This is a genomic window from Streptomyces aurantiacus JA 4570 (assembly GCF_000414115.1).
GTDB classification, from domain to species: domain Bacteria; phylum Actinomycetota; class Actinomycetes; order Streptomycetales; family Streptomycetaceae; genus Streptomyces; species Streptomyces aurantiacus_A.
In genome coordinates, this window is sequence record NZ_AOPZ01000159.1 from 33,025 (window position 1) to 48,663 (window position 15,639).

Sequence of the window (15,639 nt, forward strand, 5' to 3'; positions counted from 1 at the left end):
GAGCAGCCCGCCGGGCCGCATGGCCGCCTTGACGTTGCGCAGCGTGCGGGAGATGTCGGCCGTGGCGTGCAGGACGTTCGTGGCCACGACGACGTCGAAGCCGCCGAGGTCGACGCCCTGCGGCGCGGGGGCGTGCTCCGCGTTGAAGATGCCCGTGGTCACGTACGGGTAGCGGGGCTTCAGCCGCTCCTCGGCGCGGAACAGGAACGCCTTGGACAAGTCGGTGTAGTGGTACTCGGCGATGCGGTCGCCGAACGGCTCCAGGGCTTCGAGGACCTTGACGCTGGTCGCGCCGGTACCGGCGCCGACCTCCAGGACGCGCAGCCGGCGCCCGGGTTCGGCCGCGCTCCAGGCGCGTACGGCGTCGGCGAGCAGCGCGCTGAGCCGGTCGTTGAAGTAGTCGGCGACCGGATCGCCGCGGTAGATGCCCTCGACGCGCGACAGCGAGGAGCCGGGGAAGAGGATCTCCGTCGCCTGCCGGGTGCCGGTGAGGACCTCGGGCAGTGCACGGAGGCAGGACTCGACCAGGTCGACCTGCGCCGTCTGGTTGGCGTTGGGCTGCCAGGCGTCGCGCTCGGCCCGCCACTGCCGCCACAGCGCGGCGCCGTCCAGGTCCGGTGCGGCCGTGTCGAGCCCGGCCTCGGCGAACAGCCGGTGGCTCTCCTCCAGCCAGCGCGCGTACCGCGGCAGGACACGGCGGACCGCGCCGTCCGGTCGCTCGGCGCCGAGGTCACGGAGCGTCACGTACACCAGGTTCAGGGTCAGTTCGCACATGCGGGCGTGCGGCAGGAAGCGGTGCAGGCGCTCCACCTCGCCGCGCGGCGACCGGTGCGCGGACACGACGGCGTCGCGTACCGAGGGCAGGCCGGACGGGTGGCGGCCCTGGCGTTCGTCCAGTGCGAGGCCACGCAGTGCCTCGTCGCCGAAGGTACGCATCAGAGCGATCTGGTCGTGCTCTCCGGCGAGGAAGGACTCCAGGGTGCCCAGTGCCTCGTCGGGGTCGAGCGAGTCGACTCCGGCGGCGGCCATCCGCTCGCGGTAGAAGGCGTCGCTGACGACGCCCGCCACTCCCCAGTACCCCCAGTTGACGGTCTTCGCCGTGCTGACCCCGCGCTGCCGCAGGGCGTGCGCGAAGGCGTCCTTGAAGGTGCATCCGGCCGCGTAGTTGGCCTGGCCGGGTGCCCTGACGAAGCTCTCGACGGAGGAGAAGAACAGCAGGAAGTCCAGCGGCTCGGCCCCGAACACCTCGGCCGTGCGGACGCCGACGTCGACCTTCGAGGCGAGGACGGCGCGGAAGCGGTCCTCGTCCATGTGCGCCAGTGTCTTGTCGGCGAGGACGATCGCGGAGTGCACGACACCGTCGATGCGCGCGTGGTCCCGCTTGATGCGGCGGTGGGCGGCGCGCAGGCTCTCGTGGTCGCCCGCGTCCGCCTGGACGTAGCAGGGGGCCGCCGCGCCCGCGGCCCGGGCCCGCTCGGCGAGGTCGGCGAGGCGGCGTTCGACGTCGTCCGTCAGCGGGCGCCGTCCGATCCACACGATCGTCGCCCGGTACCGGTCCACCATGTACCGGCTCCACAGCTCGCCGATGCCGCCCGCGCCGCCGACGACGACGTAGACGCCGCCGCGCCGGTAGGTGCCTGTGGCCGGTTCGAGGGCCGTGGTGGGCAGCAGTTCCTGGGAGAACCACCGGCCGCCGCGCAGGGCCACCGTGGTGCCGGGCCGCACCCCGGTCAGGTGCCGCTCCTCCCCCAGCCGACGGCCGACGGCCTCGCCGGAGTCCGCGTGCGGCAGGTCCACCACGTCGATCGTCCAGCGCGTGTGCTCCTGGGCGAGGCTGCCCACCAGGCCGTGGACGCTGGCGTGCGTCGCCGCGACCAGGTCCCGGTCGCGCACGAGCTGGGTGCCGAACGTGTAGACGGACCAGGCGAGTTCGCGCGTTCCGTGGCCGAGGGACAGCAGCGCCTTGACGATGCGGAAGACCTCGACCGCCCCGCGTTCCTGGCCGCTCACCAGGTCGTCGGGGTGCTCGGCCGGGGCGACCCAGACGATGCGCGCGATGCGTCCGCCGGTGTCCGCGCAGGCGGTGCGGATCCGTCCGGCGATGGCGTCGGCGGACGCCCCTTCGGGCAGGTCGACGGCGTGGTGGCCGGGGTGGAGCGCCGCGAGTTCGGCGTGCAGCCGGCGCTCGGTGTCGAAGACCAGGACCGCGCCCGCGGGGTGCTGCGGGGCGGCGGGGGTCTCGGCCGGATGCCTGGGCTCCCACACGGGGAGCAGGGTGCGCAACTCCGAGGCGCGCGAGGGCTGTTGGCGGTCCGGGGCCGTCAGGAAGCGGTCATGGCCCGGGGCCGTCGGGGCGCCGTCACGGCCCGGGGCCGTCAGGGCGCGGTAGGCGAGCCCGCGCAGCGTGACGCAGACCCGGCCCGTCGCGTCGAGGACGTCGATGTCGAGTACGCCGCGAACGTCGCGGACGCGGTCTCCGCCCGCGGAGCGCTCCCCCGCCGCCGGGCGCACCCAGGCGTACATCGTCTCGCCGAACGGGGCGTGGACGTCGAGCCGGTCGAGCGCGAAGGGCACCCGGGTCTCGCCGTCCCCGGTCGTGCCGGGGGCGGTGCCGTCGAAGGCGGGGTCCAGGCCGAGCGAGGCGTGGACGGCGGCGTCCAGGATGCTCGGGTGGACGACGTAGTCGGCGGCCGTGTCACGCAGGTGCGCGGGCAGCCGCAGCTCGGCGAGCACCTCGCGGTGTCCGTCCCGCTCGCCCCGGTGCAGGACGTGGACGAGGCGGAAGCCGGGCCCGTAGGCGACGCCCGCGCGGGCGATGTGCGCGTAGACGTCCTCGCCGGCCAGGGGACGCAGGCCCAGCCGGTCACGGAGCCGGTCGAGGTCGACGTCCGGCGGCGGCGCGGACGCGTCCAGGCTCGCGCGGCCCTGCACGGAGAGCTGGTCGCCGTCCGCCAGGAGGGCGAAGCGCAGCGCTCCGGGGTGCGCCGCCCCGCTCTGTCCGTCCTCGCGGGCGAGCGTGAACTCGACATCTCGGCCGCCGTCGCCGACGACGACGGGGCGCGCCCAGGTCACGTTCTTCACGACGGTGCGCCGCTCGCCGGCCTCGGGCAGGGCCTGCCGGACGGCCGCGCAGGCCATTTCGAGGCTCGCGACCGCGGGCAGGAGCTTCTTGCCGTCGACGACGTGGTCGCGCAGGACGTACTCGTCCCCGGAGAAGGACGAGCGGTGGCGCTGTCCGTCGAGCCGCGACACGTTCTCGTGCAGCAGCGGGTGCGCGGGCACGCCCGGGCGCCGCGGCGGTGTGGCGGCCGCTGTCTCCGGGCGGGTCGCGGCGGCGCGCGTCCCGCGCTCCGGGTAGGGGTGGGGCACCGGCGCGAAGGCGTAGCCGGGAAGGCTCACGCGGCGGGCGGTCCGGGCCCCGGGGAGGAGACTCCAGTCCGCTTCGGCGCCTCGTACCCAGGTCTTCGCCGCCTTCTTCAGCTTGCCGTCGGCGAGCCTCCGGGCGAGTTGCTCGGTGCGCTTCCGTGCCGCGGCGACGTCGGCGGTGGCGCCCGCGGCGGGGCCGGTGAAGCGGCGCGGCGTTCCGTCGCCGTCCGGTTCCCGTACGAACGCGCCGAGCTCGGCGGCCAGTTGCTGAAGGTCACGGACGACGAATGCCGCACGGCAGGCCATGGGGACGCGTCCGGTGCGCAGTGTGTGGGCGACGTCGTCGAGGCGCAGCGTGGCGGCCCGGGGGCCGGTCAGGTGCCGCAGCAGCTCGGCGGCCGCGCGCACGAGGTCGTCGCGCGTACGGGCGGACAGCGGCACCAGCTGCGGGCCGGCCGTCGCGTCCGCGCGAGCCGGTGCGGCGGTGTCGGGGACGTACTCCTCGAAGACGGCGTGCGCGTTCGTCCCGCCGAGGCCGATGGAGCTCTGCGCCGCCCGGCGCGGCGTGCTGCCCCGTGGCCAGTCCCGGAGCCGGTCCACGACGTGGAACGGCGAGGTGTCCAGGCGGAGTTGGGGGTTGGGCGTGCGGTAGTGCAGCGTCGGCGGGAGCTGGCCGTGGTAGAGGCTCAGGAGCACCTTGACGCAGCCGGCGAGTCCGGCCGCGGTGTCGAGGTGACCGAGGTTGGTCTTCACGGAGCCGATGCCGCAGTAGCCGGTGTCGTCGGTGAAGGCTCGGTAGGTCTCGGTGAGCGCGGCGACCTCCACGGGGTCGCCGAGCTTGGTACCGGTGCCGTGGGCCTCGACGTAGCCGATGGTGCGGGGGTCGACGCCGGTGCGGTCCAGGACCTGCCGGACGAGGCGGGACTGGCCGTTGACGCTGGGGCTGTAGAAGCCGGTGGCGCCGCCGTCGTTGTTCGTGGCGATGCCGCGCAGCAGTCCGTAGATGTGGTCGCCGTCGGCGACGGCGTCGGCGGCGCGGCGGATGAGCAGGGCCACCACTCCCTCGCCGCCCGCCATGCCGTCGGCATCCGCGTCGAACGCCTTGACGCGTCCGTCCCCGGAGAGGTTGAGACCCGCCTGATGGACGTAGCCGAGACCGTCGGTGCTGTTCGCCGAGGCCGCCGCCACCAGCGCGAAGTCCGTCTCACCGGTCCGCACGGCCTGGGCGGCGAGGGCGAGGGCGCTCAGCGAGGAGGAGCAGTTGGAGTGCACGGACATGCTCGGGCCGCCGAAGCCGAGCTGGTAGGAGACCATGGAGGCGACGGTGCCGCTCTGGCTCATCACCCACGACAGGTACTGCCGGGGGTCCTCGATCACCGCGGCGGGCGTCTCTCCGGTGTCGTCCGGCGCGCCGTAGTGGTGGTTGCCGGTGGAGACGTACACCCCGGTGCTGGGGATCTCCCGGTGGTCGCGGCCCGCGTCCTCGACGGCCTTCCACGCGTGCAGCAGGACCTGACGGAACTGCGGGTCCATCAGCTCGACGTGCTGCGGGGAGAGCCGGAAGAACGCGCCGTCGAACTCGTCCTTGCCGTCGAGGGCGGAGCGCAGCGGCACGAAGCCGGGGTCGCGCAGGACGTGTTCGGGCACGCCCGCAGCGCGCAGCTCCGTCTCGGTCCAGCGCCCGGCGGCCTCGTGGCCGCGCTTGAGGTTCTCCCAGAACTCCCAGTGGTCGCGGGCGTCGGGGAAGCGGCAGGAGATGCCGACGACGGCGACGGCGTCCTCGGGCAGGGACGCGGACTCCGGCGCCTGCGCCTGCGCCTGCGCCTGCGCCTGCCTCTGCGTCTGCGTCTGCGTCTGCGCGGGAGCGGACGCGGCGGGCTCCGGAGCCTCGTGGTCCACCTCCTCCGCGTGGTCCGGTGCCTGGTGCCGCACGTACGCGGCGACGTCGGCCGCGGTGGCGTACTTGAACAGGTCGGCGGCCGCGAACGGCACCCCGAGCCGGCGGCTGATGAGGTCCGCGAGGATCACGGCCGACAGCGAGTTGCCACCGGACTCGAAGAAGGAGGCGGTCGGGGCGAGGTCCCGGACCTTCAGGACCTCCTGCCAGCAGGCGAGGACTTCGCGCTCGACGTCGCGGGACGGGCGTGCGGCCCGCTCGGGGGGCGCGGCCGGGGCGGGGGCGGCGGCGGACACCTCACGGCGCGTCAGGGCGGTGCGGTCGACCTTGCCGCTGCCCGTCAGTGGGACGGCATCGAGCGGAATATAGAAGTCCGGAATCATGTAGGCGGGCAGCAGGGCGCGCAGGTGTTCCTTGAAGGCGTCGGCGCGGGCGCCGGCGCCGCGCGGCACGTAGTAGGCGACGAGCTGCTTGGCGCCGTCCTCGCCCCGTGCGACGACGGCGCACTCGGCGACGTCCTGGTGGCGGCCCAAGTGGTATTCGATGTCGCCCAGTTCGATGCGGTAACCGCGGATCTTCACCTGGAAGTCCTTGCGGCCCAGGTAGTCGATCTCGCCGTCGTCGGTCCAGCGGGCCAGGTCCCCGGTGCGGTAGAGCTTGCCGCCGGGCACCAGGTCGTGGTCGACGAACTTCTCCGCGGTCAGGTCGGGCCGGTTGACGTAGCCCTTCGCGAGGCCCTTGCCCGCGACGCACAGTTCACCGGTGGCGCCGTGCGGCACCGGACGCAGCTGTTCGTCGAGGATGTGGACCTGGGTGTGCGCGACCGGCCTGCCGATCGTCGTCGGCCGGTCGTGGCGGACGCGTCCGCCCGTCGCGTACACCGTGGTCTCCGTGGGGCCGTACAGGTTCCATGCCTCGGTCCCGGTGTCGCGGAAGAACTCCTTGAGCGTCCGCGGCAGCGCCTCGCCGCCGCAGAAGGCCCGGGCGCCGTCGGGGTTGCGCCAGCCCGAGTGGAACAGCATGCTCCACGTCGCCGGGGTCGCCTGCATCACCGTGGGCCGCACCCGCCCGAGGTGCTCCTTGAGCCGGTCGACGTCCTTGAGCGTCGGACTGTCGCAGACGTGGACACGGGCCCCGCACACCAGCGGCAGGAACAGTTCGACCTGCGCCATGTCGAAGCTGATGGTGGTGACGGCGAAGAGAGTGTCCGCCGCGTCCATGCCGGGCTCGCGCCGCAGCGAGTCCAGGAGGTTGGTGAAGCCCCGGTGCGGGATCATCACGCCCTTGGGGCGGCCGGTGCTGCCGGAGGTGTAGATGACGTACGCCAGGTCGTCGGCGGCCACGGGAACGGCGACCAGGCCGGAGCCCGCGGCCGACGCGAGGGCGTCCCGCTCCTCGTCGAGCACCAGCAGGGCCGCACCGCCGCCGCGCGCGTCCGCCAGGTCCCCGGCGCGGGCCGCGTGCCGTGCCTGCGTCACGATCAGCGGGGTGCCGCTGTCCGTCACGATGTCCGTGAGCCGGGCGGCGGGCAGTTCCGGGTCGAGCGGGACGTAGGCCGCGCCCGCCTTGAGGACGCCGAGCAGCACCGCGACCATCTCGGCGGACCGGTCGAGCAGCACCGCGACCAGGTCGCCGCGGCGCACCCCGCGGGCCACGAGGAGGGCGGCGACGGCGTCACTGCGGGCGCTGAGCGCCTCGTACGTCAGGACCTCCTCCTGGCCCGCGACCGCGACGGCGTCCGGGGTCCGGCGCGCCGCCGCCTCGACGAGGTCGTGCACGCAGGGTTCACCGGTCCGTTGCCGCAGCGCGGCGACGGTGGTGCGCGGGGCGTCGCACACGGCGGTCAGGACGTCCAGGAAGCGCGCCGCGAGTTCCTCGACGAAGGAGCGGCTGTACAGCTCGGGCTGGTACTTCCAGTACAGGGTGTGACCCGCGCCGCTGCGCCACACCTCCAGGGAGAGTTCGTACTCGCCTTCCTGGTGCAGTTCCTCGACGAGCCGGTAGGGCCGGTCGGGCGCTGTGATGCCGTCTAGGACGTCCTGGTAGACGAACGCCGTCTGGAACAGCGGGGAACGCCCGGCCGGGGTGTCCGGCGCCAGCTCCCGCACCAGCGCGGGGAAGGGGTAGCCGTGCAGCAGGTCGTCGGAGACGTCGCGCTGGGCCCGGGTGACGAGTTGCTCGAAGGGCGTCTCGGCCGGGAGCGCGACGCGCACCGGCACCATGTTGATCATCAGGCCCATGGTGCGGGCGAGAGCCTCGCCGTCCCGCTCGTTCACGGGCATCCCGACGACCAGTTCGTCGGCGGCGGAGTACGTCGCCAGTGTCGCCGCGTACGCGGTGAGCATCGCCGTGGACGCGAAGGCCCGGCGCCCGGCGGCGAACTCGGTCACACGGGCGGCCAGTTCGGCGGGCACCTCGGTCACGAGGGTGTGCCCGGCGAAACGGTCGTCGAGGGCCGTGTGCGGTCGGTCCGCGGGCAGCGCGAGGACGGGCAGCGGCGCGGCGAGGCGGTCCCGCCAGTACGGCAGCAGCGCGGCGCCGCGCTCGGCCAGCGTCCGCCGTTCCGCGCGCACGAAGTCGTGGAATCCCGCCGCCCCTTCGGGGTCGGGGGCGGGGGCCGGGCGGTTCCCCGGCGTGCCGGCGACCAGCGTCTCGTACTCCTCGAACAGCGTGCTCATCAGGAGTGCGGCGGACGTGCCGTCGAAGACGATGTGGTGGACGACGACCAGGACGAGCGACTCACCGCCGGGGCGGTCGAAGACCCGCACCCGGAACAGACCGTCGCCGTCGCGCCCGGAGGCCCCACCCAGCGTGAACACCCGCTTGCTCGCGCGTTCGGCGACCGCGAGAGCCGCGCCCTCGTCGGCGGTGTGCGTGAGGTCGACGCGGGCGAAGTCGAGGGCGCGCAGCGGGTCGACGGACTGGGACGGCTCGTCCCCCTCCTGGTGGATCACCGTGCTCAGCACGGGGTGCCGCAGCAGCAGTGCCCGGCATGCCTCCTCGAAGGCCGGCACGTCCAGGCCGGCGACGCGGAAGCACAGCGGCACGTTGTACGCGGTCATGTCCGGGTACGCCCGCTGGAGGGCCCACAGGCCGCGCTGGCCCTCGGAGAGCGGGCAGGTGCGCGCCTCGGCGCCCGTAGCGGGGCGCACGTCGGCGGCCGTCGCCGACGGAGCGTCCCCCGGCGCCGAATCCTGCCCGGGGTCACGCAGTTCGCGCAGGAGGTCGCCGACCTGGCGGGCGTCGACCTTGCCCGCCCGGTAGTCCGCGATGAGGGCGCTGAGCTCGTGCTTCACTTCCCGTAACTCTCTTCGTCGATGAGCGCGATGGCGTCGTCGAGGTGCAGGGCGCCGGTCCGCAGGCGCTCCAGCACGTCCAGGACGCCGGGCTCGGCCTCCTGAGGGGTCCGCTGTTCCGCCGCGTCGGCGGTGGGCCGGTCCGCCGCCAAAACTGCGGGGCGGTCCGGAACCAGCCGCGCCAGTCCTTCGGGCCATCGGTCCGCCAGGTGCGCGGCGAGCTCCGCGACGGTGCCGTGCTCGAACAGCGCGCTGGGTACGAACCCGGGTGCGACCGTCGCCGCCAGATCCTTGGAGAGGCCGACGGCCCCGAGCGACGTCAGGCCGAGCTCGATCAGGCCCTGGTGCGGGCCTATCTCGCGTGCGGGCCGCCCCACGCGGTCGGCGACCAGCCCTCGCAGGTAGCGGCGGGCCTTCTCCTCGGCCGGGAGGCCGGACTGACGCGCCCCGGCGGGCACCTCGGCGCCTTGCGGCGCGATACGCCACTCCGTGGTGGCGGGGCGGCCCGGCTCCGTGACGGACGGGCGGTCCGGCCGCTCGGTGCCGCGCCCGGGTGCCGTCGTGACCCAGTGCCGCCGCTTGGCGAAGGGATACGTGGGCAGGTGCACGCGCCGCGGTGCCGCTCCGCCGCGCAGGGCGTGCCAGTCGATGTCGTGGCCGCCGAGCCACAGTTCGGCGATCTTGCCCCACTTGCCCTGCGCCACCCACCGGGCGACGAGGTCGGCGCGGACGTCGTCCTCGTCCAACAGGCTTGCCTCGACGGCCTGTTCGGCGACGCGCCCGCGCCACACCCGCACCCCGGCGTCGCCCGTGCCGCCGCCGTGGACCAGTGCCTCCAGGCCCTCGCGGATGTCGTCCAGGTCGTGGGCGAGGACGACCGCGCGCTCGGCCAGCGCGACCCGTCCGGTCTGGAGCGTGTGGGCCAGTGCCGCCGGGGCGAGCGCGGCGCCCTCCTTGGTCTCGAGGAACCGCAGCAGCCGCTCCGCGCAGGCCCGCAGCCGTTCCCCGTCCGTCGCCGACAGCGGCACGAGCACGGGGCCCGTCGCGTCGTCGCCGAGGGCGGGTTCCGCCGCCTTCGGTGCTTCCTCCAGGACGACGTGGGCGTTGGTGCCCGTGGCGCCGAACGCGCTCACTCCGGCGCGGCGGGGCGTGCCGGGACGCGTGGTGTCGCCGGTCCACTCCTGGAGTGCCGTCTGGAGGCGGAACGGCGAGCCGTCGAGGTCCAGGTACGGGTTGGGCGTTCCGTCGCCCACCAGCGGCGTCAGCGTCCGGTGGTGCAGTTGGAGGACCGCCTTGGTGAGCCCGCTGATCCCGGCGGCGGCCTCGGCGTGCCCGATGGCCGACTTGACCGAGCCGAGGGCACAGAACCCCTTGGCGTCCGTGTGCTTCTCGAACGCCCGGCGCAGCCCCTGGACCTCGATCAGGTCACCGATCTCGGTGCCGGTGCCGTGGGCTTCGAGGTAGCCGATCGTCGCGGGGTCGATCCCGGCGCGCTCCAAACAGCCCTCGATCAGTTCCGCCTGGGCGGCGACGGACGGCACCCGCATTCCGGGGGTGCGCCCGGAGTGGTTGACGGCGGTGCCCTTGATGACGGCGTACACCGCGTCGCCGTCGGCCAGCGCGCGATCCAACGGCTTCAGGAGGACCGCGCCGACGCCTTCCGCGGCCACGTAACCGTCGCCGCCGGCGCCGAAGGAGCGCGCGGGCGCCGCGTCGGCCAGCAGGCCGAGCGCGCTGTACGTGCGGTACTTGGCCGGGTGCAGCGAGAGGTTCACGCCGCCCGCGAGGGCCGCGTCGCACTCGCCGCGCCGCAGGCTCTCCACCGCCAGGTGCACCGCGCTCAGCGACGACGCGCACACGGTGTCGACCGCGAGGGACGGGCCGCGGAAGTCGCAGAAGTGGGAGACGCGGTTGGCGACGGCCGCCGCGTTCAGGGCCAGCGGCGCGGGCGGGCTCGTTCCGTCGCCGTCCGCCGCGTCGTGCTGCACCAGGACGTAGTCCTTGTGCATGACTCCGGCGAAGACCCCGACGGACCGGCGCGGACCGGGCTCGCCGGTCCCGGACAGACCCGCGGGGGTGTATCCGGCGTCCTCGACCGCCTCCCAGCACACTTCGAGGAACAGCCGTTCCTGGGGGTCGAGTTGAGCCGCCTCGGCTGCGGGCACGCCGAAGAACTCCGCGTCGAAGCAGTCCGGGTCGTCGAGGAAGCCGCCCCAGGCGGACGTCCCGCCTCCCGCCGGGGTGCGCCCGGCCGCGAACGTGTCGCGCGGCCAGCGGCTCTCCGGGACCTGCCCGACGCAGTCGCGCCCGGACTTCAGGTTCTCCCAGAACTCCGCGATGCCGCGCGCCTTCGGGTAGCGACCGCTGAGGCCGACGATCGCGATGTCCTGGCCGGCGGGGGTCCGCGCGGGCACCGCAACGCGCGCGGGGAGCGCTGTCTCGGGGCCCTCGGGTGCGGCGACGTCCGGTGCCGGGGTCTCTGGAGCCGTAGCGGTCCCGGCCGTCCCGGGTGCCGTCCCGGCCGTCGCGGATGCCTTCCCGGCCGTCACGGGTGCCGACGGCGCCGCGGCGTGTTCGCGTGCCAGGTGCGCGGCCAGCGCCGTCACCGTGGCGTGCTCGAACATCACCGTCGGCGACAGCCTGGCGCCGAGCCGCTCCCCGCGGAGTCCAGGCCCAGGGCGTAGTAGCTCGCGCCCGTGTCGACCTGGTCGGCGGGAACGCCGAGCGGACCGGCGACCACCGAGCGGACGAGTGCTTCGATCCCGTCGGCGGGTACGGCTTCGGACACCGCTTCGGCGCTCGACGCGGCCACCAGCGCCGGTGCCGTGTCCCGTACGGGATCGACGGCTCGTGCCGGATCGATGTGCCCGGCGTCGCGCACCGCCTTGGTGGTGAGCCCCGTCAGTTCGCCCACCTTGCGTCCGTGGACGTCGAAGAACTCCATCCCGAAGGTGAGCAGTTCGTCCCCGCGCGTGATCCCAGCCCGCGACACCCGCGTGTAGCAGGCACGGCCCAGCGTCTCCGTGGCCCGGAACGACGCGTAGCACAGCGGCAGGAACAGGCGCGGCTCGCCGCCCAGGGCCACCTCGCTCGCGGCCACCGCGCTGCCGTCGATCAGTGCCGGGTGGAAGAGGTGCTCCGCCGTCCCGGCCTCCGCCGAGGACTCGTCGACCGCCACCCGCACCCAGATCGCGTCGAACGTGGTGTGCACCGCGCCGAGGGCCTTCATCGTGCCGGTGTGGACGAGTTCCTGGGAACGGAAGCTCCGGTAGACCTCCTTGAGGTCACGCGTGTCCGCCCCGGTACCGCGGAGTGCGTCCAGGACGTCGGCGGGAACAGTCTCCTCGAAGCCCGCGGCGGCGTCCGTCCGGAACACTTCGGCCGTCACATACGGCTCGGCGCCCGCGCCGTCGCCGCGCTCCGCGTCCGTGACCGTGATCCGCCACTCCCCCGCAGCCGTGGGGGCGGCCTCGACACGGAGCCGCACCGCGCTGTCGGCGTCCACGGCCAGCGGCCGGTAGATGGACAGGTCGCGCAGCCCGAGTCCGGTGACGGGCTCGTCCGGCGTCAGGTCGGCGCAGCAGCCGTAGAGGAGGTCGATCCAGGCGAGTCCGGGCAGCAGCCGCCTCCCGTAGACGCGGTGCCCGTCCACGACGGCGTCGCGGGCGTCCAGGGTCCGCGTCCACACCCGTGGTTCCGTGGCGCCGACGGGTGCGCCGGTGCGTACGTCACGGCGGTCCAGCGGCGGCAGCGGCACCGGGCCACGGCGCTCCCGGCCCGCCTCGGGCGTCGCGGGCCGGCGCAGGACGACGTGTCCGTTGGTGCCGCCGTCGGCGAAGCTGCTCACCGCCGCGTACTCCAGGTCCACCGGTTCCGCCCGCCGGGGCAGGGACAGCACGGCGGGGTCGATGGTGAAGTGCTCCATGGGCCGCTCGCCCGAGAGGAACGGCACGGTCCGCTGGTGGTGCACCATGAGCGCCACCTTGAGGAAGGCGGCGATGCCCTCGGCGCACAGCGGGTGGCCGATGTTGGGCTTCATCGAGCCGAGGCCGAGCGGCGCGGCCCGGTCCGCCCCGTACACCGCGTCGACCGCCTTGAGCTCAAGGAGGTCCGTCAGTTCCGATCCGGAGCCGTTGACGTCCAGGTGGCCCACCTTGTGCGGCGGGCATCCGGCCTGTCGGAGCGCCTCGCGCATGACCCGCTTCTGGGCGGCGAGGTTGGGCGTCGCGGGTCCGGCCGTGCGCCCGTCGTTGTTGAGGGCGACGCCCTCGATGACCGCGTAGACCGTGTCGCCGTCGCGTTCGGCGTCGGCCAGCGGCTTGAGCAGGGCCACGCCCGCGCCCTCGCCGAGGACGACGCCGCCCGCGCGCCGGTCGAAGATGTGGAACTCGCCGTCCTCGCGCAGCAGTCCACGGCTTCGGAACAGCTCGTGCGCCTCCGGGTCGGCGAGCAGGCTGACGCCGGCGACCAGCGCCAGGTCGACCGTGCCGGCGGCGAGCGCGTCGGTGGCGACCTTCATCGCGGTGAGCGCGGACGAGCAGGCGGTGTCCATGACCATGGCGGGGCCGTGCCAGTTGAAGAACTGGGAGACGTTGGCCGCCAGGTAGTTCTGACCCACCGTCATGATCGGGTTGCGGGCCGCGCCCACCAGCGCCTCGTCGGCCCCCGGGCGGCTGCGGGCACCCACGTACACGCCCGTGCGGGTGCCGTCGAGGTCGGCCGTCCGGTAGCCCGCGTGGTGCACGGCCTTCAGGCTCTCCTCCAGGAGGACCAGCGCCTGCGGGTCCATGGCCCGGACGTCCTCGGCGTGCAGCAGGAAGTGTCCGGCGTCGAATCCGTGCACGTCGTCGACGAGGCCGGCGCGGAAGCCCGTGGCCCTGCCCCAGCGTTCGGCGGGCACCTCGCGCACGGCGCGGCACCCCTCGGACAGCAGCTGCCAGTAGGCGTCCAGGTCGGGAGCGCCGGGGAGGCGGCAGGCCATGCCGATCACCGCGACGGACGCGGTGTCACGGCTGTCTCCGGCGCGGTCCGTGTCGTCGTCCTGTGCCTGGCTCTGCCTCGCCTCCGGTACGGGCCCCGGCCCTGGCGCCGGCTCCGGCTCCGGCTCCGGCTGTGCGCCGAATCGCGCGGCGACCGCGTCCGGGTGGGCGGCGATCAGCCACTCGACGAGTTCGCTCAGCGTCGGGTACTCCAGGAGCACCGAGGGGTCGAGGGGTACGTCGAGATGCTGCCGGACGCGCTGGAGGATCTGCGCGAGCAGGATGGAGTCGGCGCCGTAGTCGGCGTACGAGGTCTCGTCGTCCAACTGCCCCGGCTTGAGGCCGAGTTCACTGCTGAAGGTGGCGCTGAGGAACGCGGCGAGCCGTGCCGCGAGGGAGTCGGACGCGGACTCGGCATCCTGCGGAGCCGGAGCCGGTGTCGATACCGGAGCCGGAGCCGATGCCGAAGCCGATGCGTCGGCAGTGGCGGTGGCGATGGCGATGGCGATGGCGCGCGCCTGCGGCGCGGCGGCCGCGGGACGGGCGTCCAGGAGAGCGGCCGCGTCGAAGCGGTCCGGGTCGACGCGGACCGGCATGACCACGGGGCCATGGGCGGCGGCCAGGATCTCGTCGAGCAGAGTCAGTCCCTCGCTGTCCGTGATGGTGAGCAGACCGGTGTCGGTGTACGCCTTGTTCGTCACCTCGCCGAAGCCGGTCTCCCGCCAGCTCGGCCACTGGACGCTGGTGACGGGCAGTTCGTGGGCGTACGCCTGGGCGAAGTAGTCCATGAAGGCGTTGCCCATGGCGTAGTCGCTCTGTCCGGCGCCGAGCGTGGGTACGGCGGCGGAGACCGAGGAGAACAGGACGGCGAAGCGCAGGGCCCGGGCGTCCAGCGCCGTGAGCAGGTTCACGGTGCCGTCGATCTTGGGTGAGACGACACGGGCGACATCCGGCAGCGGCTTGCGGACGAACGCGGGGTTCTGCGTGTCGACGAGCCCGGCCGCGTGCAGCACCCCCGCGATCGGCCCGAGCGTCGACTCGATCGTCGCGACGGCCGCGGCCACCTCGTCGGCGTCGTCCAGCGGCAGCGCGAGCACCCGCACCTCGACACCCCGCGCCTCCAGCGCGGCGACGGCGTCGGTCTTCGCCCGCACGGCGGGCGGGCAGGCGTCCGGGTCCGACCACAGGTGGCGTGGCGGCAGGGCCTCACGGCCCGTCAGGACGAGGCGCCGTACGCCGTGGTGGGCGACGAGGTGCTGGGCGCAGAGCAGGCCGATGCCACGGGTGCCGCCGGTCACCAGCAGCACCTCGTCGGCGGCGAAGGTGTCCCGGGCGGGCTCGGCGGGCCGGGTGCGACGGGCGGCCGCTCCGGCCGGGGCCTCGGCGAGCACGGGGGTGAGCCGGGTGCCGCCACGGTGGCAGACCTCCGGCGCGTTCCCGGCGTCCAGCAGCTCCCGCTCGATGACGGCGGCGAGGTCGGCGGTGTCGCGTACGGCGGGGTCCAGGTCCAGGTGGCACGAGGTGAGGCCCCGGTACTCGCTCTGGAGCAGCCGGTAGAGCGCGGCGCGCGCGGCCCCGGTCAGGGGGACGCGGCCCGCGAGGCCCGCGCCGGCCCCGGCGCTGTCCGGGCCCTCGGCGGCTGCCAGGTCCTCGGCGGTTTCCCGGCGTTCGACGGTTTCCAGGCCCCGCGTCACGAACAGCAGCCGGATGTCCCGCGACGCCTTGGCGTCGAGCACCTGCCGCAGCAGCGTGAGGGCACGACCGGCGGCGCTGTGTTCCGTGATCCGGTCGATTCCCCCCGGCCGAGGCGGCGTCGCCCATGCCGGTGAGGTCGATCAGGGCCGAGCAGGACGCGGCGCGCCGGGCGAGGAGGGCGTCCGCACCCGGGTCGGTCACCGCCACGAGCACGGCTCCGTCGACGAGTTCGGCGATCTCCGCCGCGAGCCGGCGAGTGGCGTGGTCGTGCAGGACGAGGGTGTCGGCGGGCCGGGGCCCGTCGGCGACGGGCGGGGCCGGGCGCCACCGCTTGGTCAGGAAGAGAGTGGTGCGCGGCGCGGCGCCGCCCTCCGTGAGCGGGGCGGGCGCGAGGGGGGCGGGAACC

At 74.4% G+C, this 15,639-nt stretch carries 3 protein-coding genes and 1 pseudogene (1 of these 4 only partly in view); 1 reads left to right on the forward strand and 3 read right to left on the reverse strand.

The window, feature by feature from the left end; genetic code table 11:
• The 3 genes in view from STRAU_RS41500 to STRAU_RS17185 are tightly spaced (each overlapping or abutting the next) and all read right to left on the reverse strand, a layout consistent with a single transcriptional unit that may run on beyond the window.
• On the reverse strand, window positions 1-8,559 hold the start of the coding sequence (locus STRAU_RS41500; protein ID WP_016641614.1) for a non-ribosomal peptide synthetase. It extends 13,818 nt beyond the left edge of the window; the window shows 8,559 of its 22,377 coding nt (coding positions 1-8,559); the start codon lies at window positions 8,557-8,559; the stop codon falls past the left edge of the window.
• Window positions 8,556-11,183 (reverse strand): beta-ketoacyl synthase N-terminal-like domain-containing protein, encoded by a 2,628-nt coding sequence (locus STRAU_RS17180; protein WP_052029128.1) that lies wholly within the window; start codon window positions 11,181-11,183, stop codon window positions 8,556-8,558. The genes STRAU_RS41500 and STRAU_RS17180 overlap by 4 nt, the downstream gene beginning before the upstream one ends.
• Window positions 11,183-15,274 carry a beta-ketoacyl synthase N-terminal-like domain-containing protein gene (locus STRAU_RS17185; RefSeq protein WP_016641616.1) on the reverse strand — a complete coding sequence of 1,364 codons (4,092 nt, stop codon included), beginning with the start codon at window positions 15,272-15,274 and terminating at the stop codon, window positions 11,183-11,185. Before STRAU_RS17185 ends, STRAU_RS17180 begins: the two co-directional genes overlap by 1 nt.
• Window positions 15,275-15,317: 43 nt before the next feature.
• On the opposite strand from STRAU_RS17185, the pseudogene STRAU_RS42995 reads away from it, so the two are divergent.
• Window positions 15,318-15,639 (forward strand): annotated as a pseudogene (locus STRAU_RS42995) (hypothetical protein); the annotation flags it as partial.

What these genes read in the sequence shown, in the direction of transcription:
- STRAU_RS17180 (WP_052029128.1), bottom strand. Translation starts at nt 11,183, where the DNA reads ATGTTCGAGCACGCCACGGTGACGGCGCTGGCCGCGCACCTGGCACGC.